General features: G+C 61.5%; 22 protein-coding genes. 12 read left to right on the forward strand and 10 right to left on the reverse strand.

Going from position 1 to position 22,817, the window contains the following annotated elements; all coding sequences use genetic code 11:
* Positions 1-51: 51 nt before the first annotated feature.
* Positions 52-1,236 carry a 4-hydroxybenzoate 3-monooxygenase gene (gene pobA, locus AC07N4_RS22475; protein ID WP_493066064.1) on the reverse strand — a complete coding sequence of 395 codons (1,185 nt, stop codon included), beginning with the start codon at positions 1,234-1,236 and terminating at the stop codon, positions 52-54.
* Positions 1,237-1,423: 187 nt separating this feature from the next.
* Here pobA and AC07N4_RS22480 point away from each other — a divergent pair, with 187 nt between their 5' ends.
* Positions 1,424-2,320 (forward strand): helix-turn-helix domain-containing protein, encoded by an 897-nt coding sequence (locus AC07N4_RS22480; protein WP_096818393.1) that lies wholly within the window; start codon positions 1,424-1,426, stop codon positions 2,318-2,320.
* Positions 2,321-2,329: 9 nt separating this feature from the next.
* Here AC07N4_RS22480 and AC07N4_RS22485 read toward each other — a convergent pair whose 3' ends face one another.
* Both AC07N4_RS22485 and AC07N4_RS22490 read right to left on the reverse strand, forming a co-directional pair.
* Positions 2,330-2,557 carry a hypothetical protein gene (locus AC07N4_RS22485; RefSeq protein ID WP_085730216.1) on the reverse strand — a complete coding sequence of 76 codons (228 nt, stop codon included), beginning with the start codon at positions 2,555-2,557 and terminating at the stop codon, positions 2,330-2,332.
* Between the two features lie 41 nt (positions 2,558-2,598).
* Complete coding sequence (locus AC07N4_RS22490; RefSeq protein ID WP_096818391.1) at positions 2,599-3,504, reverse strand: LysR family transcriptional regulator; 906 nt, start codon at positions 3,502-3,504, stop codon at positions 2,599-2,601.
* Between the two features lie 114 nt (positions 3,505-3,618).
* Here AC07N4_RS22490 and AC07N4_RS22495 point away from each other — a divergent pair, with 114 nt between their 5' ends.
* Positions 3,619-4,497 carry an MBL fold metallo-hydrolase gene (locus AC07N4_RS22495; protein ID WP_096818389.1) on the forward strand — a complete coding sequence of 293 codons (879 nt, stop codon included), beginning with the start codon at positions 3,619-3,621 and terminating at the stop codon, positions 4,495-4,497.
* A 46-nt stretch (positions 4,498-4,543) separates the two neighbouring features.
* Positions 4,544-5,158: an NAD(P)-dependent oxidoreductase gene (locus tag AC07N4_RS22500; protein ID WP_096818388.1), complete on the forward strand. Its 615-nt coding sequence runs from the start codon at positions 4,544-4,546 to the stop codon at positions 5,156-5,158.
* Between the two features lie 161 nt (positions 5,159-5,319).
* Here the strand turns inward: AC07N4_RS22500 and AC07N4_RS22505 are convergent, their stop codons facing one another.
* The gene (locus tag AC07N4_RS22505; protein WP_102620738.1) at positions 5,320-6,198 is read right to left on the reverse strand and encodes a LysR substrate-binding domain-containing protein; all 879 of its coding nucleotides are present in this window, start codon (positions 6,196-6,198) and stop codon (positions 5,320-5,322) included.
* 139 nt (positions 6,199-6,337) lie between these two features.
* Here AC07N4_RS22505 and AC07N4_RS22510 point away from each other — a divergent pair, with 139 nt between their 5' ends.
* The 6 genes from AC07N4_RS22510 (at position 6,338) to AC07N4_RS22535 (ending at position 13,640) form a co-directional block, all read left to right on the forward strand.
* Positions 6,338-7,975, forward strand: coding sequence for a 5-guanidino-2-oxopentanoate decarboxylase (locus tag AC07N4_RS22510; RefSeq protein ID WP_102620737.1), 1,638 nt, complete (start codon positions 6,338-6,340; stop codon positions 7,973-7,975).
* Positions 7,975-9,423: an aldehyde dehydrogenase family protein gene (locus AC07N4_RS22515; RefSeq protein ID WP_173861347.1), complete on the forward strand. Its 1,449-nt coding sequence runs from the start codon at positions 7,975-7,977 to the stop codon at positions 9,421-9,423. Before AC07N4_RS22510 ends, AC07N4_RS22515 begins: the two co-directional genes overlap by 1 nt.
* Positions 9,424-9,639: 216 nt before the next feature.
* Entirely contained in the window at positions 9,640-10,743 is a 1,104-nt protein-coding gene (locus tag AC07N4_RS22520; RefSeq protein ID WP_011335694.1) for an ABC transporter substrate-binding protein, read from the forward strand.
* Positions 10,744-10,814: 71 nt separating this feature from the next.
* Complete coding sequence (locus AC07N4_RS22525) at positions 10,815-11,723, forward strand: ABC transporter permease (RefSeq protein WP_007960163.1); 909 nt, start codon at positions 10,815-10,817, stop codon at positions 11,721-11,723.
* Positions 11,720-12,568, forward strand: coding sequence for an ABC transporter permease (locus AC07N4_RS22530; RefSeq protein WP_493066019.1), 849 nt, complete (start codon positions 11,720-11,722; stop codon positions 12,566-12,568). Before AC07N4_RS22525 ends, AC07N4_RS22530 begins: the two co-directional genes overlap by 4 nt.
* Positions 12,569-12,584: 16 nt before the next feature.
* Entirely contained in the window at positions 12,585-13,640 is a 1,056-nt protein-coding gene (locus tag AC07N4_RS22535) for an ABC transporter ATP-binding protein (RefSeq protein ID WP_007960168.1), read from the forward strand.
* Positions 13,641-13,884: 244 nt separating this feature from the next.
* Here the strand turns inward: AC07N4_RS22535 and AC07N4_RS22540 are convergent, their stop codons facing one another.
* Complete coding sequence (locus tag AC07N4_RS22540; protein ID WP_493066018.1) at positions 13,885-14,814, reverse strand: AraC family transcriptional regulator; 930 nt, start codon at positions 14,812-14,814, stop codon at positions 13,885-13,887.
* Between the two features lie 335 nt (positions 14,815-15,149).
* Here AC07N4_RS22540 and AC07N4_RS22545 point away from each other — a divergent pair, with 335 nt between their 5' ends.
* Together AC07N4_RS22545 and AC07N4_RS22550 are read left to right on the forward strand one after the other, a co-directional pair.
* Entirely contained in the window at positions 15,150-15,503 is a 354-nt protein-coding gene (locus AC07N4_RS22545) for a putative quinol monooxygenase (RefSeq protein ID WP_085709576.1), read from the forward strand.
* 43 nt (positions 15,504-15,546) lie between these two features.
* Positions 15,547-15,789: a hypothetical protein gene (locus AC07N4_RS22550; protein WP_096818378.1), complete on the forward strand. Its 243-nt coding sequence runs from the start codon at positions 15,547-15,549 to the stop codon at positions 15,787-15,789.
* A 6-nt stretch (positions 15,790-15,795) separates the two neighbouring features.
* Here AC07N4_RS22550 and AC07N4_RS22555 read toward each other — a convergent pair whose 3' ends face one another.
* On the reverse strand, positions 15,796-16,425 hold the full coding sequence (locus AC07N4_RS22555) for a flavin reductase family protein (RefSeq protein ID WP_085709577.1): 630 nt from the start codon (positions 16,423-16,425) through the stop codon (positions 15,796-15,798).
* A gap of 146 nt (positions 16,426-16,571) precedes the next feature.
* Positions 16,572-16,889, reverse strand: a complete 318-nt coding sequence (locus tag AC07N4_RS22560; RefSeq protein WP_085730226.1) for a hypothetical protein — start codon at positions 16,887-16,889, stop codon at positions 16,572-16,574.
* A 348-nt stretch (positions 16,890-17,237) separates the two neighbouring features.
* On the opposite strand from AC07N4_RS22560, the gene AC07N4_RS22565 reads away from it, so the two are divergent.
* Complete coding sequence (locus tag AC07N4_RS22565; protein WP_192558855.1) at positions 17,238-17,996, forward strand: COG4705 family protein; 759 nt, start codon at positions 17,238-17,240, stop codon at positions 17,994-17,996.
* A gap of 63 nt (positions 17,997-18,059) precedes the next feature.
* Here the strand turns inward: AC07N4_RS22565 and AC07N4_RS22570 are convergent, their stop codons facing one another.
* The 3 genes from AC07N4_RS22570 to AC07N4_RS22580 all read right to left on the reverse strand — a co-directional run bounded on the left by AC07N4_RS22570 (position 18,060) and on the right by AC07N4_RS22580 (position 22,633).
* Positions 18,060-19,379: an MFS transporter gene (locus AC07N4_RS22570; protein WP_096818372.1), complete on the reverse strand. Its 1,320-nt coding sequence runs from the start codon at positions 19,377-19,379 to the stop codon at positions 18,060-18,062.
* Between the two features lie 165 nt (positions 19,380-19,544).
* Positions 19,545-20,873 (reverse strand): sigma-54-dependent transcriptional regulator, encoded by a 1,329-nt coding sequence (locus tag AC07N4_RS22575; protein WP_096818370.1) that lies wholly within the window; start codon positions 20,871-20,873, stop codon positions 19,545-19,547.
* The gene (locus AC07N4_RS22580) at positions 20,873-22,633 is read right to left on the reverse strand and encodes a sensor histidine kinase (protein ID WP_096818368.1); all 1,761 of its coding nucleotides are present in this window, start codon (positions 22,631-22,633) and stop codon (positions 20,873-20,875) included. Before AC07N4_RS22580 ends, AC07N4_RS22575 begins: the two co-directional genes overlap by 1 nt.
* Positions 22,634-22,817: the final 184 nt, after the last annotated feature.

A 22,817-nucleotide genomic window follows, 5' to 3' on the forward strand; every position in this document is an offset into this window, starting at 1 on the left:
GCAGGGGCAAGGCGAGCGGGTGGATGCTCGCCAGTGTAAGTCGGTAGCAGGCTATTCGATAGCCTCATAAGGAAGTCCGACGTAATTTTCTGCAATGGTTTTTTGACCGGCCTCTGAACTGACAAAGTAGTCCAGTTCCGAAGCACTGATCCGCTGGCTGAAATCATCGTGTTCGTCGAAACGGTGCAGCATCGAGGTCATCCACCAGGAAAACCGCTCGGCTTTCCACACCCGACGCAGGCAGATTTCCGAATACTTCTCCAGCAAATCAGTGCGCCCTTCGCGGTAAACCTTCAGCAGAATCCTGAACAGGGTGCTGACGTCGCTGGCCGCCAGGTTCAAACCCTTGGCACCGGTCGGCGGAACGATATGCGCTGCATCCCCCACCAGAAACATCCGCCCGTACTGCATCGGCTCGACCACAAAACTGCGCAGCGGCGCGATGCTCTTTTCAATCGACGGACCGGTCACCAGCTTCTGCGCCAGATCCGCCGGCAGGCGATTGCGCAGTTCATCCCAGAAGCGCTGATCCGACCAGTCGTCGACGTTTTCCTCGGCCGGCACTTGCAGGTAATAGCGGGTGCGGGTCGCCGACCGCATGCTGCACAGGGCGAAGCCGCGCTCGTGACGGGCGTAGACCAGTTCGTCGTGAATCGGTGGTGTGTCGGCGAGTATCCCCAGCCAGCCGAACGGATAAACCCGTTCGAAGACCTTCAGGCATTCCGCCGGGATCGACTGACGGGCCACGCCATGGAAACCGTCGCAACCGGCAATGTAATCGCAATCGACACGCCAGGTTTCGCCATCCTTTTCAAACGTGACGTAGGCCTCGTCGCTTTTCATGCCACAGGGAGCGACATGGCTGGCTTCGTAGATCGTCTGTCCGCCGGTCTCCCGACGAGCGGCCATCAGGTCGCGGGTGACCTCGGTCTGGCCATAGACCATCACGGTTTTTCCACCGGTCAGCGCCTGCAGATCGATGTGCACCCGACGCCCGTCGAGGGCCAGTTCGAACCCACCGTGGACCAGCCCTTCGGCGTCCATCCGCTGACCCACGCCAGCCTCGCGCAACAGCTCTACCATGCCCTGTTCAAGGACCCCGGCGCGGATTCGGCCGAGTACATAGTCAGGTGTCTGGCGCTCGATAATCAGGGTGTCGATGCCGGCGTTGTGCAGCAGTTGGCCGAGCAATAATCCGGACGGACCGGCGCCAATGATGGCGACTTGGGTTTTCAGCGTTTTCATTGTTTTTATGACTCGCAAGCTTCACGCGACAACGGCCGGTGAATGATTTTCAGGATTCGAGTGCTTGCATTTTTCCCTTGCGGGTCTGTCAATTGAAGGTGAAAACTGAGCCGATACCTGTACATTCTGCCAATCGGTGCGATTATCGCCCGCAACCTTCGAGGCCTGGATTGAAGTGATGAACAAGCCTGACCTGCCTTCGATTCCGGTGTTCAAGCTCTACGGTGAAAGCCTGGACTGGCCAACCCCTGACTTGCTGCACTGTGAAACCATTTCCAAACGCAGCCGCGAACATCAATGGGAAATCAAACCCCACCGCCACGCCGATTTGTGCCAGTTGCTCTTCGTATTCAAAGGTCAGGCAGAGCTTGAAATCGAAGGACAACGCACGCAACTGAACGAAACCGCGATCCAGATCCTGCCGCCGTTATCGGTGCATGGTTTCCGTTTTTCCGAGGACGTCGAAGGATTTGTCGTCACCTTGGCCACGCCGTTGATCAACCATTTGCAGGCGCAACTGGGCAGCGCGGTGCAGGCTTTGGCCCAGGCCGAAAGCTACCCGGCGGGCAAGGACGCGGACTACCTCAACAGTCTGTTTGCCGCGTTGCAGGCCGAGTACAACGGTCATCAACCGGCGCGGGAAATGCTCATGCATTCGCTGGTCAGCGTGATCATGGTCTGGGTCAGCCGCCAGGCGATCCACCGCCACAACGCCACGCAACGCCCGCAGCGTCAGCGCGAATACCTTAATGGCTTTATTCAACTGGTAGAGGAGACGTACCGACAGCACGTCAAGGTCGAGGACCTGGCTCATCGCCTGGGGATTTCCGTCTCGCACCTCAACGGCACCTGCCGCGAACTGGCGGGGCAGCCGGCGTTGCAGATCATGCATGAACGTCAGTTGCTGGAAGCCAAGCGTCTGCTGACGTACACCAGCATGACCATTTACGAGATGTCCGACGTGTTGGGTTTTTCCGATCCGACCAACTTCACGCGCCTGTTCCGGCGCCGGGTGGGGATCTCGCCAAAGGCGTTCCGCGACCGCTTGAAGGCCGAGCAGAACGACGACGCCTGACGTCCGGTATCAGCGCAGGGCGTTGAGGGTGGCGTTGTGAGGGATGCAGCGCTCGAAGTTGCAGCTCGCGTACTCACGGGGCAGTTGCCGCAACTGCTCCACGCGCCATGCCGCGGTGCCGTACAGCGCCAGCGTGGCCGCGCAGGTGATGAAAATTGCGAGGTATCTTCTTGTTCTGGTGCTCATGATCATGGCGTTGACCTCTGAACGAATACCCTTGGGTACTACTTTCAGCATAGGTCAGCGCCGTGGAGTTGCCAGCCGCGCGGCGAACGGGTTTACAAGCCGACATCCCATTGCGGGTTTTCGGGAAACCGCAGTACCAGGAAATCCAGCATGCTGCGCAGCGCCACCGGCATGTGTTTGCGCGAGGCGTACACCGCGTAGATGTTCATCCGCCGAGGCTCGGCGTGCGGCAGCAGGCGCACCAGTTCCCCGCTGTGAATATGTACGCCGGCCTGATAGGTCGGCAGCATCGCCACCCCGGCGCCGGCCAGTGTCGCGCGCAGCAGGGTGCTGGCCTCATTGGCGCTGATGTTGCCCTGCACCGGCACCGACACCGGTTCGCCATCCTCTTCGAAATGCCACAGGCTCTTGCCGAAATAGGAATGGGTCAGGCAGTTGTGTCGGCTCAGATCTTCTACGCGCTGCGGCTGCGGGTGTTCCCGCAGATAGGCAGGTGCGGCGCAGACCACCGAGCGGCAGACGGTCAGGCGCCGGGCGATCAGGTTGGGATCGAGATCGTTGCTGGTGCGGATCGCCAGGTCGATGCGCTCGTCCACCAGATTCACCGTGCGATCGAGCATTTGCAGGTCGATGTTGACGCCCGGGTAGCGTTTGACGAACGCGGCCATGGCATCGGCCAGTTGTGCCTGGCCGAACGAGGTACTGACGCTGATCCGCAGCAAACCCCGTGGCGCATCGTCGGGTTCGCTGACGGCGGCCTGCATGTCGCTCGACAGTTCGAGCATCTGCCGGCAGCGCGGCAGGATCTCGTTGCCGGCGGCGGTCAGGCTCAGTTTGCGCGTGGTGCGGTGCATCAGGCGCGCGCCGACCCAGTCTTCCAGTTCCGCCAGATACCGCGACACCACTGGCCGCGACAGGTCCAGGTGATCGGCCGCCGCCGACTGGCTGCCCAGATCCACAACCGTGACAAACACCCGCATTGCTTGGAGACGATCCATGATTTGCCCGCTTTCAGAAACAAACTATGTTTAAGCATCGCATTTTTTGTAATGAGTCTGGCAACTAAGCTCTGTCCCATCGCCAAGCACGGCATACGAACAGCGGAGCAACCCATGATCGGCTTCACCACTCTCAAGCGCGTTTTACTGGCCACCGCCACCCTCGGTTTTGCTGCCCACGCAGCGGCAGCGAACCTGAGCCTCGATGTCTACAACCCAGGCACCAACGCAATCTTCCCGGTGACCTCGGTGCTGGTCAGCGGCGAGAAGGACGCGATCCTGGTGGACGCCCAGTTCGGCAAGTCCCAGGCCGAGCAAGTGGTGGAAAAGATCCGCGCCAGCGGCAAGCAACTGACCACGATCTACATCAGCCACGGTGACCCGGATTACTACTTCGGTCTCGACACCCTGACCAAGGCATTCCCGAATGCCAAGGTACTGGCTTCGCAGCCGACCGTTGATCACATCAAGCAAACCGTCGACGGCAAACTGGCGTTCTGGGGCCCGAAAATGGGCGCCGACGTGCCGGCCAAAACCATCGTGCCGGGCGTGCTCAAGGGCGACAGCCTGATGCTTGAAGGCCAGAAACTGCAGGTAGTCGGTCTGGAAGGCAAGCAACCGGATCGCAGCTTCGTGTGGATTCCTTCGTTAAAAGCCGTGGTCGGTGGTGTCGTTGTCGCCGAGAACATCCACGTGTGGATGGCCGATACCCAGACTGCACAATCCCACGCCGACTGGCTGGAAACCCTGCACTCGATCGAAACCCTGAAACCGAAAACCGTGGTGCCGGGTCACTACCTGGGTGATAGCGCCCGTTCACTGGCCGCCGTGAAGTTCACCGCCGACTACATCAAGGCGTTCGACGAAGAAACCGCCAAGGCCAAGGACTCTGCCGCGCTGATCGCCGCGATGAAAAAACGCTACCCGAAACTGGGCGAAGAAAGCTCGCTGGAGCTGAGCGCCAAAGTCGCCAAGGGCGAGATGAAGTGGTAACCCGATTCTGAAAAACGCAGCACTCTCAAGCCAACTGGAGAATGTCATGAGCAAGATCGCAATCATTGGTGCCACCGGCCGTGCCGGCAGCCAATTGCTGGAAGAAGCCCTGCGTCGCGGCCACAGCGTCACCGCCATCGCTCGGGACACCTCGAAGATCGGCGCCCGCGCCGGTGTGGTCAGCAAGAACGTAGACGTTTTGAATGCCGCCGCGCTGCAAGACGCCGTCGCCGGTCACGATGTGGTGATCAGTGCCGCGCATTTCGCCACGGTCCCGGCCAGCGCGCTGATCGGTCCGGTGAAACAGGCCGGGGTGAAACGTCTGCTGGTGGTCGGCGGTGCCGGTTCGCTGTTGCTGCCGGACGGCACCCGAGTGATCGACAGCGCCGGTTTCCCAGCCGAGTACAAGGCTGAGGCCAGCGCCGGTGCGGCGTTCCTTGATGCGCTGCGTCAGGAGAAGGAGCTGGACTGGACGTTCCTGTCGCCGTCGGCGCTGTTTGTCGAAGGCGAGCGCACCGGCAAGTTCCGCGTCGGCAAGGATGACTTGCTGGTGAGCGCCGAAGGCCAGAGCTCGATCACCTTTGCCGACTACGCGATTGCGCTGATCGACGAAGTGGAAACGCCGAAGCATTCGCGTCAGCGGTTTACGGTCGGTTATTGATGGTTTGGATCGTTCCCACGCTCCGCGTGGGAATGCAGCCCGGGACGCTCCGCGTCCCATGCCGAAGCGGACGCGGAGCGTCCAGTGAGGCATTCCCACGCAGAGCGTGGGAACGATCAAAGAAGGGGAGCGTGGGAGCGATCATCACAGTGAGGGCGGGCTCAGCGGGTATGAGCCTGCTCCACCAACCACCCCATCAATTCCTGCAACTTCGCCGAAGGCTCCGACGCCGGCGCCACGATGTAATAGCCCAATCCCGTCTTCACCTTCAGATCGAACGGCATCACCAGTCGCCCGGCGTTCAAGTCATCGCCGATCAACGACCAGTCGCCGATCGCCACCCCCGTCCCGTGGGACGCCATCGACATCGCCTGATCCAGGGTTTCGAAATGCTGACCGCTGCCGATGTTGCTCAAGTGCAGTTCGGCGGCCTCCAGCCACAGCGTCCAGTCGTCATCGGTGTGCGTCGGGTGCAGCAGCAAGTGCTGTTGCAAGTCGGCCGGCGTGTGCAGGGCCGGCGACCCCTTGAGCAGCCCCGGTGAACAGACCGGCGTCAGTTGTTCATCGAACAGGTGCAAGGTCGCGGGCGAGTCGTGGGGCGCGGTGCCGTAGATCACTGCGGCGTCGAACTGCTCGCGATGAAAGTCCACCCCGTGCTGCAACGACGCCGTGAGTTTCACCGGCACGTCCGGGCGCTCGCGCTGCCATTGCAACAGCCGTGGCAGCAACCAGCGCATTACGCAGCTCGGGGCCTTGAGTTGCAGGGTCTCGCGTTTGGCGCCGATCAGCTCCACCGAGTCGCCGATCAGGCTGAACACCTGCTGCACCCGTGGCAGCCATTCGCGACCTTCGGCCGTCAGTTCCAAGCCCCGGGCCAGGCGAATGAACAACTCATAGCCCAGATGTTCTTCAAGCCCGGCGATCTGCCGGCTCACCGCACCTTGAGTGATGTGCAACTGCTCGGCGGCCCGGGTGAAGTTGCAGCACTGCGCGGTGATCAGAAACGTATGCAGGGCGGGCAGGGGAGGCAGTCGTTTCATGTGGATCCAAGGTATGACGTGAGGACATGGCTAGTATGAGCTTTTATCGATTGTTGCGGCTACGGGTCGCCCGTTTCAATGAGGCCAATCACCGGTTCCCTTAAGGCCCGGTGCCTCAACGAACAAGAAGGGCAAAGACATGGCGACGTGTGGCGAAGTACTGGTCAAGTTACTCGAAGATTATGGGGTCGAGCAGGTGTTCGGCATTCCCGGGGTGCATACCGTGGAGCTGTATCGCGGGCTGGCCCGTTCGAGCATCAACCACGTTACCCCACGCCACGAGCAGGGCGCCGGTTTCATGGCCGACGGCTACGCCCGCACCAGCGGCAAACCGGGCGTGTGCTTCATCATCACCGGCCCCGGCATGACCAACATCACCACCGCCATGGGCCAGGCGTACGCCGATTCGATCCCGATGCTGGTGATCTCCAGCGTGCAGTCGCGCAGTCAACTGGGTGGCGGTCGCGGCAAGTTGCATGAACTGCCGAACCAGAGCGCACTGGTCGGCGGTGTGGCGGCGTTCTCCCACACCCTGATGTCGGCGTCCGAATTGCCGGGCGTGCTGGCACGTGCGTTTGCGCTGTTTCAGGCCGGGCGTCCGCGTCCGGTGCACATCGAGATTCCGCTGGATGTGCTGGTTGAAGAAGCCGACGAATTGCTGGCCAGCGTGCCGGTCCACATCGACCGCGCCGGTGCTGCACCGGCCGCCGTGAGCCGCATGACTGAACTGCTGGCCGGCGCCCAGCGTCCGCTGATCCTCGCCGGGGGCGGCGCCATCGACGCGGCTGCCGAGCTTACTGAACTGGCCGAACTGCTCGATGCGCCGGTGGCTCTGACCATCAACGCCAAAGGCATGTTGCCGTCCAATCATCCGCTGTTGATCGGTTCGACCCAGAGTCTGGTGGCGACCCGCGCCCTGGTGGCCGACGCCGACGTGATCCTGGCGATTGGCACCGAACTGGCGGAAACCGACTACGACGTCACCTTCGCGGGTGGTTTCGAGATCCCCGGCAAACTGCTGCGCGTCGATATCGATCCAGACCAGACCGTGCGCAACTACCCGCCTCATGTAGCGCTGGTGGCGGACTCGCGCAACGCGGCGCAAGCACTGTTGAGCGCGTTGTCGCACAAACCGCTGGCCGAGCGCCGCAACGACTGGGGTCAGGTGCGCGCCGCCCGTCTGCGTGAAGACCTGGCCGCGACCTGGGACGCCCCGACTCTGGCCCAGACCCGCTTCCTCGAAACCGTGCTGCACGAACTGCCGAACGCGGTGTTCGTCGGCGACTCCACGCAACCGGTGTACACCGGCAACCTCACGTTCAACCCGGAGCGTCCGCGCCGCTGGTTCAACTCGTCCACCGGTTACGGCACCCTCGGTTACGCCTTGCCGGCAGCGATTGGCGCCTGGCTCGGTGGCCCACTGGAACACGGCGCACGTCCGCCAGTGGTGTGCCTGATCGGCGACGGCGGTCTGCAATTTACCCTGCCGGAACTGGCCAGCGCCGTGGAAGCGCGAACGCCGGTAATCATCCTGCTGTGGAATAACCAGGGTTACGAAGAGATCAAGAAATACATGGTCAACCGCGCCATCGAACCGGTGGGTGTGGACATCTACACCCCGGACTTCATCGGTGTCGCCAAGGCGTTGGGTTGCGCGGCGGAAGCGATCAGCTCCGCCGAACACCTGCGCGGTGCACTGCGCGCCGCCACCGATCGTCAGGGCCCGACCCTGATCGAAATCGACCAGACCCAATGGATGATGGCGGTGGCCAAATGATGAATTTCCCGACCACACTCGACGGCCTGTACATCAACGGCCAATGGGCCGCCGGCCGCGAGCACCTGCGCGTGATCAACCCGGCCACCGAAGCGCTGCTGACCACGGTCAATGGCGGAGATGCAAACGCCGTCAACCAAGCGGTAACGGCCGCGACTGAAGCCTTCAAGGACTGGTCGAAAACCACCGGCGCCGAGCGCGGCGCGATCCTGCGCAACATCGCCAATGGCGTGCGCAACGGTCGTGATCACTTGATGAAGTTGCAGTCGAGCAACAACGGCAAACCGCAGTTTGAAGCGGGCATCGATGTCGATGACGTGATCGCCACCTTCGAGTATTACGCCGAACTCGCCGAAGGCCTCGATGCGAAACAGGACAGCAATGTGCCGCTGCCCAGCGACGACTTCAGCGCACGTCTGCGCCGCGAACCGTGCGGTGTGGTCGGGCTGATCGTGCCGTGGAATTTCCCGATGGTCACCACCGCGTGGAAACTCGCGCCAGCCCTGGCCGCCGGTTGCTGCGTGGTGCTCAAGCCTTCGGAAGTCACGCCGCTGCCGGAACTGGAACTGGCGGCGATCATCGCCGAATCCGGTCTGCCCAAAGGCGTGTTCAACCTGGTGTGCGGCACCGGCCTGGCGGTCGGTGCGCCGCTGTCGGCGGACCCGCGCATCGCCAAGGTTTCCTTCACCGGTAGTAACGCCGTGGGTGTGCAGGTGATGCAGCGCGCCGCGGAAACCGTGAAGGGCGTGAGCCTGGAACTGGGTGGCAAATCCTCGCTGCTGATCCTGGAAGATGCCGACCTGGATCTGGCGGTGGAGCTGGCCTGCGGCGGTGGTTTCTTCAACGCCGGGCAGATGTGCTCGGCCACCAGCCGGGTGCTGGTCGCCGATGAACTGGCCGATGAATTCCTGATTCGTCTGAAGGCCCGCGCGGAAAAAATCCGTGTGGCCGACCCGTTCGATCCAGAAGTCGAGATGGGCGCGCTGGTCAATCAGGCGCAGTACCAGCGAGTGCTCGGTCACATTGACCGTGGCCTGAGCGCCGGTGCCAAGCTGATCTGTGGCGGCAATCGCCCGGCGGATCTGCCGCGTGGATATTTCTTGCAACCGACGATCTTCACCGAAGTGCCCCTCGACAGTGCGTTGTGGTGTGAAGAGATCTTCGGCCCGGTGATCTGCGTGCGCAGTTTCGCTTCGGAAGCCGAGGCGATTGCCCTGGCCAACGACAGCCAGTTCGGCCTGGTGGCCAGCGTGGTCACGCGCAATGCCGAGACCGCAGATCGGGTCGCCAACGCCTTGCAGGCGGGGCTGGTGTGGCTCAACGCACCGCAGGTGATCTTCCCGCAGACGGCGTGGGGCGGCTACAAACAGAGCAGCATCGGTCGCGAACTGGGGCCGTGGGGCCTGGCGGCATTCCAGGAAATCAAGCACGTGATCCGCGCACTCTGAATGCCCGAAAAAGGTCAGCGCATGCCTCGCAACGAGGCATGCGCCGGCGTCATGGCTCCAATGAGTTTTTATCGATAGTCAGGTGTTTTGCACGACCTCAGGATGAACCCGCTGATCACGTTCAAGCCCTTTGAAATCGGGGGCTTGAGCGGTTCCGATCACGCACGGCAAGGGTTGCGGTCAATCTCATACTTACAAGAATAATGGGAGTCCTAAATGGGCGAGCACGATCTGAACAGGCGTCAATTCATCAAAACCGTCGGCGTGGCCTCGGTGGCTGCGGCGGCCATGAGCATGCCCTTCATCCGGGCCAGTGCCAGCGACACCCGTTTTGCCGGCAAGACCCTGCGCCTGCTGACCTGGTCCGATGACACGGGTCTGGCCGCACTGCGCAACATCGCTGCAACGTTCGAAGCCAAGACCGGCGCCAAAGTGATTGCCGACCGCACCGGCAGCACCTCGGAAATGGTCGCCAAGCTCAAGGCCGGCGGTGACCGTCCGCAGTACGACATCATCACTCTGGCCGGTGTTGGAGCTGAAGGTCTGGCCGCTGCCGGGCTGTTGGAAAAACCCGATCTCAACCGCATTCCCAACCTGATCGATGTCCCTGAAAAATACCGCACCGGGGCCAACGGTCACGGCATCGGTTACCTGCTGTGGTGCAACAGCCTGGTCTACAGCACCCGCACCCAAAAGGAAGCGCCGGACAGTTACGCCGCGCTGTGGGACGCCGATCTGGCACCGAACATTTTCCTGCCGCCGCCGAACTGGACCGAGGCGATGGACCTGATCATCATCGCCGCCAAACTGGCCGGTGGTGACGAGCACAACATCGAGCCGGGCTTCAAGAAACTCGCGGAGTTGAAAGACCGCGTGGTGACCCTGGGCGAAAACCCCAACCAGATCGCCGAGCTGTTTCGCACCGGTTCCCTGGACATGGGCGGCCTCTATGCCCCGGCGTTTTTCCCCAAGCAGATCCGCGACCCGAACTACGGCCTCGGCGCCACGTTCGGCATGAAAGAAGGTTTCTACACCGACCTGATGCTCTCGGTGATGCCGAAGAACCGTCCGGGCGACACCGACCTGGCCTACGCCTTCATCGATCACTCCCTCGACCCGCTGGTGCAGGGCAAGATGGCCGAAGACATCTTCAACGGCCCGGTCAACGCCAAGGCGATCATCTCCGCCGAAGCGCGCAAGAGCCCGTTCATCCTCACGCCGGAGCAGATCGCGGAGAAGGCGATCATGCACGACAACGCCTTCCTGGCGACCGTGCATGACCAGTGGATTCGTCGCTACACGGAAATCTTTTCTTCCTGACGCCGACCTTCCGGGGCACCGCATGATCGGGGTGCCCGGGAGATTCGTTTTCCATTGACGAGATCATTGCTATGGAACATCAATCCCTGACCCAACCGGTCGGCGCGGGTGACGTGCGCCCGGCGCGCGGTGTTTCGCCGACTGCACGGGCGTGGTTTTTCCTCACGCCGTCGATGCTGTTTCTCGGCGTGCTGATTGCCGCCAGCCTTTTGGTGTTGCGCATGAGCGTCGGCACCAAGGGCGCGGAGTGGTCCGGTTTCAGCCTGGCCAGTTACGCCCAGTTGCTCGAACCCTACTACCTCAAATCGTTGCTGCTGACTTTGCGTCTGGCGCTGATCAGCGCGGTGATCGCCGTGGTGCTGGCGATCCCGGTGGCGTACACCATGTCGCGCCTGACTTCGCCATTCGTGCGGCGAATCTTCCTCGCGGCGGTGCTGTTGCCGCTGCTGGTCAACCTGCTGCTGCAAAGCTACGGCTGGCTGGTGATCCTCGGCCCCGGCGGCATGCTCAACCAGACCCTGATGGGCCTCGGTCTGATCAAACGCCCGATCATGTTGCTGTACAACCAGAACGGCGTGTTGATGGGGCTGGTGCAGACCGCGTTCCCGCTCGCTGTGCTGCCGATTGCCAGCGCCATGCGCGGTGTCGCCCGCAGCTACGAAGAAGCTGCCGCGACGCTTGGCGCCAGTCGTTTCCAAGTGTTCCGTCAGGTGGTGTTGCCGATGAGTCTGCCGGGGATCATCACCGGCGCGACGCTGGTGTTCGCCTACAACGCCAGCAGCTTCGTGGTGCCGCTGCTGCTGGGTGGTCGGCGCGTGCCGATGCTCGCGGTGATGGTGCATGACCAGATCGCCCCGCTGATGAACTGGCCCGCTGCGTCCGCTGCTGGCGTGGTGCTGATCGTCACCACGCTGGCGATCATGACCTTGTCCGAATACATCACCGGCCGCCGTCGCCGTCTGCTGGAGGCTTCGCAATGAGTGCCCTGATCAAGAAGCGTCAGTCGCTGTTGCCGGGCGACACCGGCAAGTTTGCCGGCATCCTTTCCGGGATCATTTTGTTCCTGGCCGTGTTGCCGATCCTGACCATGATCGTGATGTCGTTCAGCGGCGCGTCGAACCTCGACTTCCCGCCGAGCAGCTACAGCCTGCAATGGTACAAGGCGGCGTGGCACACCTTTGTGTCGCCGGATGCCAGCGATGTGCTGAGCCTCGGTCAGGCGATGGGCACCAGTTTGCTGGTGGCATGCCTGACGATGATTTTCGCCACGCTGATCGCGGTACCGGCGGCCTACGCGCTGACCCGTTGCGAGTTCCGTGGCAAGGGCGTGGCGCTGCAATTGATGTCGCTGCCGCTGGTGTTCCCGATGGTGGTGCTGGGACTGTCGTTGCTGCTGGTGTTCGACAGCCTGCCGTTCCACATGACCACTTCGCGGCTGGTGATTGCCCACGTGATTCTGGCGCTGCCGTTCGTGGTGAAGAACTGCACGGCGGCCATGCTTTCCATCGGCAGCGAAGTCGAAGAGGCCGCGCAGATGCTCGGCGCCTCGCCGTTGCGGGCCATCGTCGATGTGGTGGTGCCGCTGATGAAGTCGGGGATTCTGGCGGGGATGCTGCTGGCGTTCATCGTCTCGTTCAACGAATTCACCGTGACCTATTTCCTCTACACCATCGACGTCATGACCGTGCCGATCTGGATGTACAGCCGCACCGTGTCATCGCTCGATCCTACCGTGTTCTCGTTTGCCGTGCTGATCGTGCTGATCGACTTCGTCCTGATCTGGGCGCTGGAGAAGCTGGTGGGCGAGGGCGGCGTTTCGTTCTGATTTCTTGAGGTGATTTATGTCTGGTCTGATTCTGGAAAACGTCGAGAAACACTACGGCTCGGCCTGCGCGGTAAAAGACGTCAACCTGCATTTGCCCGAGGGCAAACTGGTGTGCTTCCTCGGCCCGTCGGGCTGCGGCAAGACCACGTTGCTGCGAATGATCGCCGGGCTGGAAACCCTTACCGGCGGCGAGATTCGCCTGGACGGCGAGGACATCGGCCACACCCCGGCGCACCTGCGCAACTTCGGCATGGTGTTCCAGTCGCTGGCGCTGTTCCCGCACATGACCGTGGGCGAGAACATCGCCTATCCGCTGAAACTGCGGGGTGTGAGCAAGGCTGATCAACAGGCGCGGGTGGTGGAGTTGCTGGAATTGATCCAGCTGCAACCGATGATCGACCGCCCGGTGGCGAAACTCTCCGGCGGTCAGCGTCAGCGGGTGGCGATTGCCCGGGCGATTGCCTCGCACCCGAAAATCCTTCTGCTCGATGAACCGCTGTCGGCGCTGGATGCCAAGCTGCGTGAGTCGATGCAGGTGGAAATCCGCCAGCTGCAACAACGCCTGAACATCACCACTATCATGGTTACCCACGATCAACGCGAGGCCATGACCATGGCTGACATCGTGGTGGTGCTGGGCGAGCATCGCGTGCAGCAGGTGGGTACGCCGATTGAAATCTACCGCCATCCGGCCAACGAGTTCGTCGCGGACTTCATCGGCTCCGGCAATATCTTCCCGGCCACCGCGCTAGGCGATGGCAAGGTCGTGCTGCCGGGCGGCGATGCCCTGCAAGTGCCGATCTGCAGCAGCATCGTGGTCGGACAGAAAGTGAAAATGCTGATCCGTCCCGAAGACCTGCAACTGTCGGCGCCCCAGGCCACGGCGGGCAATCGCCTGCTGGGCAAGGTGACGTTTGTGCGGGATATCGGCGCGACCATCGAGACTACGGTGGAATGTTCCGGGGTGACCTTCACGGCGTTGAGTACGCCGTGTCAGGGCTTTGGGTTGGGGATCGGGCATCCTGTTTCGGTGACGTTGCCGAGTGAGGCGTGTCGGGTGCTCGGCGCTTGATTGGTGTTCTGCTCGGCATCGCTCCCTCACCCCAGCCCTCTCCCGGAGGGAGAGGGGGCCGACCGAGGTGTCTTGCGCTATCCGTCGACCTGAAAGATCGAGTCGATTATGGATTTAAAAGCCAGTCGATCCACTTGATTCTGGATTCAAAACCATTCGTTCAGGTCGGTGTATTTCGTGAAGATCCCCCAATCGGTTCCCTCTCCCCCCGGGAGAGGGCTAGGGTGAGGGGAGGCTTTTGAGTTCACACCGAAAGCCGCAACCGCGCCAGATCCCGCAACGGCGGCGCCCCAAATAACCGGCTGTACTCACGACTGAACTGCGACGGACTTTCATACCCCACCCGATACCCCGCCGCCGAAGCCTCCAACCCCTCAGCCAACATCAAGCGCCGCGCCTCCTGCAGGCGCAGCTGCTTCTGATACTGCAACGGACTCATCGCCGTCATCGCCTTGAAGCGGTGATGCAAAGTCGAGACGCTGAGGTTCACTTCCTTCGCCAGATCATCAATGCGCAGCGGTTGTTCGAAGTTGCCGTTGAGCCATTTGATCGCCTGGCTGATGCGATGGCTCTGGCTGTTGGCGATGGCGATTTCGTACAGCCGATGGCCCTGCGGGCTGCGCAACAGGCGATAGAGAATCTCCCGGCGAATCAGCGGCGCGAGCATGGCGATGTCTTTCGGCGTGTCGAGCAGGCGGGCCAGACGCAGCACTGCATCGAGCATCGCGCTGTCGATCTTTTCCACATACAGACCGCGCCCGGTCGGCCGGGTCGGCACGCCCATGGGCCCGGCGTCGGCGATCAGCGCGGTGATTTCCGCCGGGTCGATGTCCAGGCGCACGGCGAGGATCGGTTCCAGAGGCGAGACATTCACCACCCGACCGCTCAACGGCATCGAAACCGAGACCACCAGGTAATTCAGCGGGTCGTAATTGAAGTACTCGTCCGCCAGCCGCACCTCTTTGCGCCCCTGGGCCATGATGCACAACGCCGGTTGCGCGAGCACCGGGGCGAAGTCATGGGATTGGGTGTGGCGCGACATGAACAGCGAGCCGACGGCGGTGGCATAACTGCCATCTTCGGATGTGTTGCGGCGGATGATGGCCGCCAGTTCCGCGCGCTGCTTTTCCATGTCGGCATCGGGCGGCGCCTGAAAACGATCGAATGACGTCATGCACAGCCTCCTCGGCAAGGGATGGAATGGGAGCAGAGCATAAGTTTGTGCAAGCGCAAGCGGTAGACACATCCTGCGAAATGCTTGCCTGATCCTGCATGGCGTTGTGTGCCTGCCCAGACATGACAGGGCGCATCCCGGCAAACTTGCTCGAAACCGGTGTGACAGGACGGTGACAGCAATTCACGATCTGTTACAGGTCTGAAAGACAGTCTCGCAGGATTGTGCAACGCGACGGCAGGAATCGACTAACGGCGAACGCTGCCCGGCCCTTAACCTTGGATCCTGTCGCAGCCCGTCCCCGGCTGCCACGCGACTCCCTGGGAGGGTTGAACATGTCCAAGCAGATTCCCGTCAGTCATATGGCCTTCGTTCGAGCGCGCGCCGGGCGCTCGGCGGAACTCGGCATGCGCCTGAGCGCGCTGATCGAACCATCCCGTGCCGCCGCCGGTTGCCTGAGCTTTTCCTTGCAGCATTCGCAGTGTGATCCGGAGTTGTGGCTGGTTTCCGGGTTCTGGAATAACCAGCAATCGATGACCGCTTACTTCAGCAGCCCGTCGATGGAGGTTTTTGCCGAGCTGGTGCAGGACCTGGTGGTCAACAGTCTGGATTTCCACACGTTTAAAGACGTGTCGGCGGCGCAGGCGCTGGGTCAAAGTTGCGCGCCGATACACAAACTCGCCGGTTGAGGGTTTAATGGCCAGCCTATTTGACTGAGCCAGGACCTGCGACATGGCACGTAAAGAGTTCGAACACTTCGAAGCGGTTTCCGCTGTAGTCCCCGTCGAGTTGGGCAGCAACAAGGGTTATCACGCGGCAATCGCGGTCAAGGCCCTGGTCGACGGCGGTGCGCCACGCTTTCACAAACTGTTGAATGACCAGGTCTTCCCTGGTGCCATTGCCGCCGATGAAGCGGCCATCAATGAGCTGGACAAGCTCAAGGGCGTCACTGATGACGCCGAGCTGATCTGGTAACCGCGTTTACTTGACGGCGCCCGGGCGCCACATCTTGAACAATGCCTCCGGCCCCAGCTGGAAGTAGTCCGCCGGCCCGCCGCCGCGCAGAATCGGTTCTGCGGCGGCGGTGTCGTAGATCCCGTCCTTCAACAGCCATTTGGCAATGTGCACGGCGACCACTTCGCCGAGCACCAGCCAGCTCGGCACCGTCTCGCCGTCGGCCCGCTGCAACTGAATGATCTGAGTGACCTTGCACTCGAAGGACACCGGGCTTTCGGCCACACGCGGCACGGCAATCACCTTCGACGCCACCGGCGTCAGCCCCGCCAGTTCGAACTCGTTGACCTCGGGCGCGACGGCTGCGCAGCTCTGGTTCATCTGCTCGGCCAGCGGCCGGGTCGCGAGGTTCCAGACGAACTCGCCGGTCTGTTCGATGTTGTTCAGGCTGTCTTTGCGCCCGACGCTGGAGAACCCGATGATCGGCGGAATGTAGTTGAACGCGTTGAAAAAACTGTAGGGCGCCAGATTCAACCGGCCCTCGGCATCCTGCGAAGAAATCCAGCCGATGGGGCGCGGACCGACGATCGCGTTGAACGGATCGTGGGGCAGGCCGTGGCCGTTGGCCGGTTCGTAGAAATGGATGTCATCGGGCATGGCGGGGTGTTCCTGAAGGCTTTTATAAGCGGCCAATAGTGCAAGTCCGATCCGCGAAGATCAAATGTGCCGGTTGTGAAGTTTTCAAACCTGTAGACATGAACAAGCCCGGCAATGGCCGGGCTTTGGTGTTTGCATTGTGCCGATCAGCTAATGGCTGCAGCCGTACCGGTTTTATCGAAACCGTCAGCAGCGATGGCAGCGGCGGTGCCGGTTTTATCGAAGCCGTCGGCAGCGATGGCAGCAGCAGTTCCAGTCTTGTCGAAGCCATCGGCAGCAACGGCTTTGCCGACGTTGGTTTTATCGAAACCATCGGCAGCGTAAGCGCCCGAGTGGCTGGTTTCGATAGCGGCGCTGGCGCCGGAAATGAAATCGGCGGATTTGGTTTTGTCCGAGCCATCGGCGGCGAAGGTGTTGGCGGCCAGTACGGACAAGGTCAGGGCGAGGATCAGTTTGGTTTTCATGGTCGTTCTCCAGATTCGAAATTCGTTGGCGATGTGTTTCGCATGGGGTTCATGCTACGCCAACTAAATTGATTAAAAAGCGCAAAATAATGCTAAAAACAATCGATTAACTTGATATTAAGGGCGACGCATTCAATTCGCTTTCGTCGTCGGAGCGAGCGTCGCGCAGGTCATCGATCAGGTAGGTGCAGAATGCGGCAGGGGCATTAACCGGTGATTAATCGCCGCTTTTGGCTTGTGTGACAGATTTTTCATACATTCCCGACCGGTTTTTCACCCTCGTAACGCCAGTCTGCCGGCGGCCAGAAAACCAAGAACCGGCCGTCACACACTGGAGCTTTACCTGCAATGAACAAACTGCCTCAAATCACCCTGGCCTTCTGGGTCATGAAAATCTGCGCGACGACCCTGGGGGAAACCGCGGGGGATTTGCTGTCGATGACCCTGAACGTCGGCTATGCCATGAGCTCGCTGATCCTGATCAGCGTGTTCGTCCTGACGTTGATCACGCAACTGATGTCCAAGACTTACAAGCCGCTGCTGTACTGGATCGTGATCCTGTCGACCAGCACCGCCGGCACCACCATGTCCGACTTCATGGACCGCACGCTGGAGCTGGGTTACGCCACCGGTTCCATGATCCTGATCGCGATCCTGCTGGCGATCTTCGCGGCGTGGCGCCTGAGCGGCGATTCGCTCAACGTCACCAAGGTGCAGAGCTTTCGCGGCGAGATGTTCTACTGGATGGCGATCCTGTTCTCCAACACCCTGGGCACCGCGCTCGGCGATTACCTGGCGGACGACTCGGGCCTGGGCTTTGCCGGTGGCGCGCTGTTGATCGGCTCGGCGATTGCGGTGGTCGTACTGCTCAAGTACTTCACGAAGATTTCGGCGGTGGCGCTGTTCTGGGTGGCGTTCGTGCTGACCCGGCCGTTTGGCGCGACCCTGGGCGACTTGATGACCAAGTCCCATGAGAAGGGCGGGCTGGACTTCGGCACCATCGGTTCGTCGGCGGTGCTGGCGGGGATTCTGTTGGTGATGATCGTGGGCGCGTCTTATGCGCAGAAGCGCTATGGCGGCAAACAGGGCGTTGCCGAGTTGTCCTGATCGGGAAATCGGACAGGTAAGAAACGCGCGAAGGTCTTGCACCTTCGCGCGTTTTTTTTACGATCAGTCAGTGACGATCCGCGAATGTTTCTGGGTGTCTTTCATGGTGATGTACACCAGCAGGGACACCGCGATGCACGCAGTCACGTACCAGTAGTAACCGGTTTCCATGCCGATACTCTTGAACCACAGCGCGATGTATTCGGCGGTGCCGCCGAAGATCGACACGGTCAGTGCGTACGGCAGGCCGACGCCCAGGGCGCGGATTTCGGTCGGGAACAGCTCGGCCTTCACCACGGCGTTGATCGAGGTGTAGCCGCTGACGATGATCAGCGCCGCCATGATCAGGAAGAACGCGCCCCACCAGGTCTGGATGGTGTGCAGGGTCATCAAGATCGGCACGGTGAAGATCGTACCGAGCACGCCGAAGGCGATCAGGATCGGGCGACGACCGATCTTGTCGGACAGGCCGCCGATGATCGGTTGCAGGCACATGAACAGGAACAGCGTCGCTGCGGAAATGGTGGTGGAGTCGGAGATGCTCATGCCGACGGTGTTCACCAGGTATTTCTGCATGTAGGTGGTGTAGGTGTAGAACGCCAGCGTACCGCCCATGGTCAGGCCGACCACGGTGAGCAGTTCTTTCGGATGGCGCATCAAGGTGCGCATGGCGCTTTCCTTGGACTTCTCTTTCTTGGTGAACGACTCGGTTTCTTCCATGCCACGACGCAGGTACAGCGCAACGATTGCACACAGCGCGCCGATGGCGAACGGGATACGCCAGCCCCAGGCGTACAGCTGTTCAGTGGTCAGCATGTTCTGCAGCACGATCAACACGCCCAGCGCGATGAGCTGGCCCGAGATCAGGGTCACATACTGGAAGCTTGAGAAGAAGCCGCGACGTTCCTTGGTCGCCATCTCCGACAGGTAAGTCGCGGAAGTGCCGTACTCGCCACCGACCGACAGGCCTTGCAGCAGACGGGCGAAGACCAGCAGGATCGGCGCGCCGATGCCGATGGTTTCGTAGTTCGGGCTCAGGGCGATCAGCAGGGAGCCAAAGCACATCAGGTACACCGAGGCCATCAGTGCCTTTTTACGTCCGACCTTGTCGGCGTACAGGCCCATCAACCAGCCACCGATCGGGCGCATCAGAAAGCCCACGGCGAAGATCGCGGCGGTGTTCATCAATTGGGCGGTGGTGGAGCCGGCGGGGAAGAAGGTCTTGGCGAAGTACAGCGAGAAGGCGGCATAGACGTACCAGTCGTACCACTCGACCATGTTGCCGACGGAACCGCTGAAGATCGACTTGATGCGACTGGCGGTGGTTCGTTCTTTGACCGGCACAGCAGCCGACCCAAGAGGCAGGGCGTTGGAGTTATCCATTGAAGGATCCTTCGTTTAATTGTTTTTGTGGAGCGCGTTGAAACGCAGCCTGCGAGGGCTATAGCAGGAGCTGTGCCAACGGGGGGAGGGCCGGTTTAGAGGGGGTAGGAGGAATTGTTGAGCGGGTTTTTGCCGATGATCAGGAGTGAATGAGCGGATTTCCGCTCATTCAGGTACGAACATTTCCCGGGTCAGACCATGGCGCTGCATCTTTTCATTGAAGGTGCGGCGTGGCAGTTGCAGTTCTTCAAGTACGGCTTTCACATCACCCTTGTGCCGGGTCAACGCCGCCCGCAAACACTGCGCCTCAAACGCCTCTTGCTGCGCCGCCAGTGACTGGCCGGGATCGATGCCCTGCACCGGTTCATCCAGCCCCAGCACCTGCCGTTCGGCGACATTCGCCAGTTCCCGCACATTACCCGGCCAGTCATGACTCAGCAGGTGGCTCAATTGCGCGCCACTGAGCGGCGGGAAGGTCCGGCCCAAGCGTTGGGCGGCGCTCTGGGCGAAGGACTCGAACAACAACGGAATGTCTTCCCGACGATCACGCAACGGCGGCAGGCGCAATTCGGCGACGTTCAGGCGATACGCCAGGTCCTCGCGAAAACGCCCGGCCCGCGCTTCATCCAAAAGATCGGGTTTGGTCGCCGCGACGATGCGCAGGTCCACGCGAATACTCTGGTTCGACCCCAGCCGCTCCAGCTTCTGTTCCTGCAACACCCGCAGCAGTTTTACCTGCTGGGCCAGCGGCATGCTTTCGATTTCATCGAGAAACAGCGTGCCGCCATCGGCGTATTCCAGCTTGCCGATGCGCTTGCCGGAGGCCCCGGTGAACGCGCCGCTCTCATGCCCGAACAACTCGGCTTCGAACAACTGCTCGGGGATCGCCGCGCAGTTCAGCGCCACGAACGGTTTGTCGGCGCGCGGGCCGAAGTCGTGCAGGCAGCGGGCGACCAGTTCCTTGCCGCTGCCGGTCTCGCCACGGATCAGCACGTTGACCGGCAGCGTCGCGAGATCCAGCACCTGCCGGCGCAAGGTCTGCAAGCCTCGGGATACGCCGAGCAACGTTGCATCGAGTCTGGCGCGGTTGTCAGCCTGCTCGTGCAGGGCGCGGTTTTCCAGCACCAGCCGACGCTTGTCCAGCGCCCGACGCAGGCTGCCGAGCAGGGTCTCGGGGCTGAAGGGTTTTTCCAGAAAGTCATAGGCGCCGTCGCGCATGGCTTCGACCGCCATCGGCACATCGCCGTGGCCGGTGAGCAGAATCACCGGCAGGTCGGCATCCCGGCGTTGCACCTCGGCCAGCAGTTCAAGACCGCTGAGACCGGGCATGCGCACGTCGCTGACAATCACCCCGGCAAAATGCGCGGGCAGCGCCGCCAGGCATTCCTCGGCGCGGCTGAACAGTTGCACCTCGAACCCGGACAGGCTCAGCCATTGTTCGACGGCACTGCGAATGCTGCTTTCGTCATCGACCACCATCACCGCATTGAGCATCAGATGTGCGCCTCCAGATCGATTGGCAAGGTCAGGCTGAACACTGCGCCGTTGTCGCCATTGTCGGCGCTCAGGCGCCCGCCGGATTCGTGGACGATGGCAAACGACACCGCCAGCCCCAGACCGAGGCCGTCACCCACCGGTTTTGTGGTGAAGAACGGATCGAACACCTGGCCCAGATGCTCTTCGGCAATACCGCCGCCATTGTCGATGACGCTCAGGCGCCACAGTTGCTCGTCGGCTTCCAGACGGATTTCCAGACGCTTGCAAGGTTTGCCTTGCATAGCGTCGAGGGCGTTGCGCAGCAGGTTGATCAGCACTTGTTCGAGGCGGATCGCATCGCCGCGCACCCAGGCCGGACGGGTCAGATGCAGCACAAGGCTGACCTGTTCGTCGCGCATTCTTGCGTCCAGCAACTGCAGGGCCTGATCGACCACTGTCGCCAGATCCAGCCGCTCGCGCAAACCGCTGGGGCTCTTGCGGGCGAAGGTTTTCAAATGACCGGTCAGGGCCGCCATGCGCGTGAGCATTTCATCGACCGGTTTGAGCGCCTTGTAGGCGTCATCGACGCGGCCATGATCGAGCAGCAGGCGCAAGGTCGCCAGTTGCATGCGCTGAGCGGTCAGCGGCTGATTGATTTCGTGGGCCAGCGCCGCCGACATCTGTCCCAGTGCCGCCAGTTTGGCTGACTGCACCAGACCGTCCTGAGCGGTACGCAAGTCGCGGGTACGTTCTTCGACCAGTTGCTCAAGCTCTTCGCGGCTGCGCTGGCGCATCTTCGCCAGACGCCAGCGCTGGTTGAGGAACAACAACAGGAACACCAGCGCCAGCCACACCCCGGCAGCGGCGAGCCCGGCATTGCGCTGGTCTTCGAAGGACAGTTGCGGGCGTCGCAGCAGGTGCAGGGTCCAGCCTTCGGCGGTCAGCGGCAGCGATTCCCACAGGTAATCCGCTGTGCCTTGCGGGCCTTCGACACGGCGCAGATCACTGTTGTCGTCGAAGCGACGCAGCGACAGATGAGTCAGCGGCACCAGCGACTGTTTGTCGTATTGGCGGGTGGCCTTGATCTCTTTGTAATCGGCCGGGCTCAGCGGGTGCAGGAGGCGATAGCGCCAGTCGGGCTGGTTGGCGATGAAAATGATCCCGCGTGCATCACTGACCAGCAGGGTGTCGCTGCCCTGGCTCCATTCGCGTTCAAGTTCCGGGAATTCGAGCTTGACCACCATCGCCCCGAGGAACTCGCCGTTGTCGCCGAGCACCGCGCTGGACAGGAAATAACCGGGAATCCCGCTGGTCACGCCGACTGCGTAGAAACGCCCGGTGCCCTGGGTGCGGGTCTGGCTGAAGTAGGGGCGAAAGCCGTAGTTGTGACCGACGTAGCTGCTGGGCAGACGCCAATTGCTGGCCGCCACCGCGAGGCCGGTGTGATCGAGCAGTTCCAGCGTCGAGGATTGTGCTGCGCCGTTGATCTTTTCCAGTTTCAGGTTGAGCGCCGCTTGCTGTTCGGCGTCGACCGGACCGGCCAGTGCCGCACGCAATTGCGGATCCAGTGCGAGCACGGCGGGCAGGGCGCGGTAGCGGTCGATCAGTGTGTGCAAAGAATTGGCGTACAGTGCCAACTGCTGATTGGCCCGCGCCGCGTCCTCTTCCAATGCCTGGCGTTCGGCGTGGCGGATCGCAAGAGTCGCGGCGAGGGCGGCGCCGGCGATGATCAGCAGGGTATACAACGACAGACGCAGGGTACGGGAAGTCGGCAGCATGCTGGGGCAAACGGATGGCAGGACGGGCGGGCACGATACCATGCAGATGTGTAGGCGGGGTTCCTGTTCATAGATGCGATGAGCGTGCCGTATTTTTTTGCAGATACCGAACTGGAGGTATCGACAATTGCGCTCGAAAAAACCTCCCCTGCATTATTGTGCGAATTTTATACATTCAAAAAAA

Source organism: Pseudomonas sp. GW821-FHT09E04 (assembly GCF_059416185.1).

What these genes read in the sequence shown, in the direction of transcription:
- AC07N4_RS22525 (WP_007960163.1), top strand. Translation starts at nt 10,815, where the DNA reads ATGGAACATCAATCCCTGACCCAACCGGTCGGCGCGGGTGACGTGCGC.
- AC07N4_RS22570 (WP_096818372.1), bottom strand. Translation starts at nt 19,379, where the DNA reads ATGGATAACTCCAACGCCCTGCCTCTTGGGTCGGCTGCTGTGCCGGTC.
- AC07N4_RS22575 (WP_096818370.1), bottom strand. Translation starts at nt 20,873, where the DNA reads ATGCTCAATGCGGTGATGGTGGTCGATGACGAAAGCAGCATTCGCAGT.
- AC07N4_RS22485 (WP_085730216.1), bottom strand. Translation starts at nt 2,557, where the DNA reads ATGCTGAAAGTAGTACCCAAGGGTATTCGTTCAGAGGTCAACGCCATG.
- AC07N4_RS22530 (WP_493066019.1), top strand. Translation starts at nt 11,720, where the DNA reads ATGAGTGCCCTGATCAAGAAGCGTCAGTCGCTGTTGCCGGGCGACACC.
- AC07N4_RS22490 (WP_096818391.1), bottom strand. Translation starts at nt 3,504, where the DNA reads ATGGATCGTCTCCAAGCAATGCGGGTGTTTGTCACGGTTGTGGATCTG.
- AC07N4_RS22480 (WP_096818393.1), top strand. Translation starts at nt 1,424, where the DNA reads ATGAACAAGCCTGACCTGCCTTCGATTCCGGTGTTCAAGCTCTACGGT.
- AC07N4_RS22580 (WP_096818368.1), bottom strand. Translation starts at nt 22,633, where the DNA reads ATGCTGCCGACTTCCCGTACCCTGCGTCTGTCGTTGTATACCCTGCTG.
- AC07N4_RS22555 (WP_085709577.1), bottom strand. Translation starts at nt 16,425, where the DNA reads ATGCCCGATGACATCCATTTCTACGAACCGGCCAACGGCCACGGCCTG.
- AC07N4_RS22545 (WP_085709576.1), top strand. Translation starts at nt 15,150, where the DNA reads ATGTCCAAGCAGATTCCCGTCAGTCATATGGCCTTCGTTCGAGCGCGC.
- AC07N4_RS22510 (WP_102620737.1), top strand. Translation starts at nt 6,338, where the DNA reads ATGGCGACGTGTGGCGAAGTACTGGTCAAGTTACTCGAAGATTATGGG.
- AC07N4_RS22500 (WP_096818388.1), top strand. Translation starts at nt 4,544, where the DNA reads ATGAGCAAGATCGCAATCATTGGTGCCACCGGCCGTGCCGGCAGCCAA.
- AC07N4_RS22560 (WP_085730226.1), bottom strand. Translation starts at nt 16,889, where the DNA reads ATGAAAACCAAACTGATCCTCGCCCTGACCTTGTCCGTACTGGCCGCC.
- AC07N4_RS22505 (WP_102620738.1), bottom strand. Translation starts at nt 6,198, where the DNA reads ATGAAACGACTGCCTCCCCTGCCCGCCCTGCATACGTTTCTGATCACC.
- AC07N4_RS22550 (WP_096818378.1), top strand. Translation starts at nt 15,547, where the DNA reads ATGGCACGTAAAGAGTTCGAACACTTCGAAGCGGTTTCCGCTGTAGTC.
- AC07N4_RS22515 (WP_173861347.1), top strand. Translation starts at nt 7,975, where the DNA reads ATGAATTTCCCGACCACACTCGACGGCCTGTACATCAACGGCCAATGG.
- AC07N4_RS22565 (WP_192558855.1), top strand. Translation starts at nt 17,238, where the DNA reads ATGAACAAACTGCCTCAAATCACCCTGGCCTTCTGGGTCATGAAAATC.
- AC07N4_RS22535 (WP_007960168.1), top strand. Translation starts at nt 12,585, where the DNA reads ATGTCTGGTCTGATTCTGGAAAACGTCGAGAAACACTACGGCTCGGCC.
- AC07N4_RS22495 (WP_096818389.1), top strand. Translation starts at nt 3,619, where the DNA reads ATGATCGGCTTCACCACTCTCAAGCGCGTTTTACTGGCCACCGCCACC.
- AC07N4_RS22520 (WP_011335694.1), top strand. Translation starts at nt 9,640, where the DNA reads ATGGGCGAGCACGATCTGAACAGGCGTCAATTCATCAAAACCGTCGGC.
- AC07N4_RS22540 (WP_493066018.1), bottom strand. Translation starts at nt 14,814, where the DNA reads ATGACGTCATTCGATCGTTTTCAGGCGCCGCCCGATGCCGACATGGAA.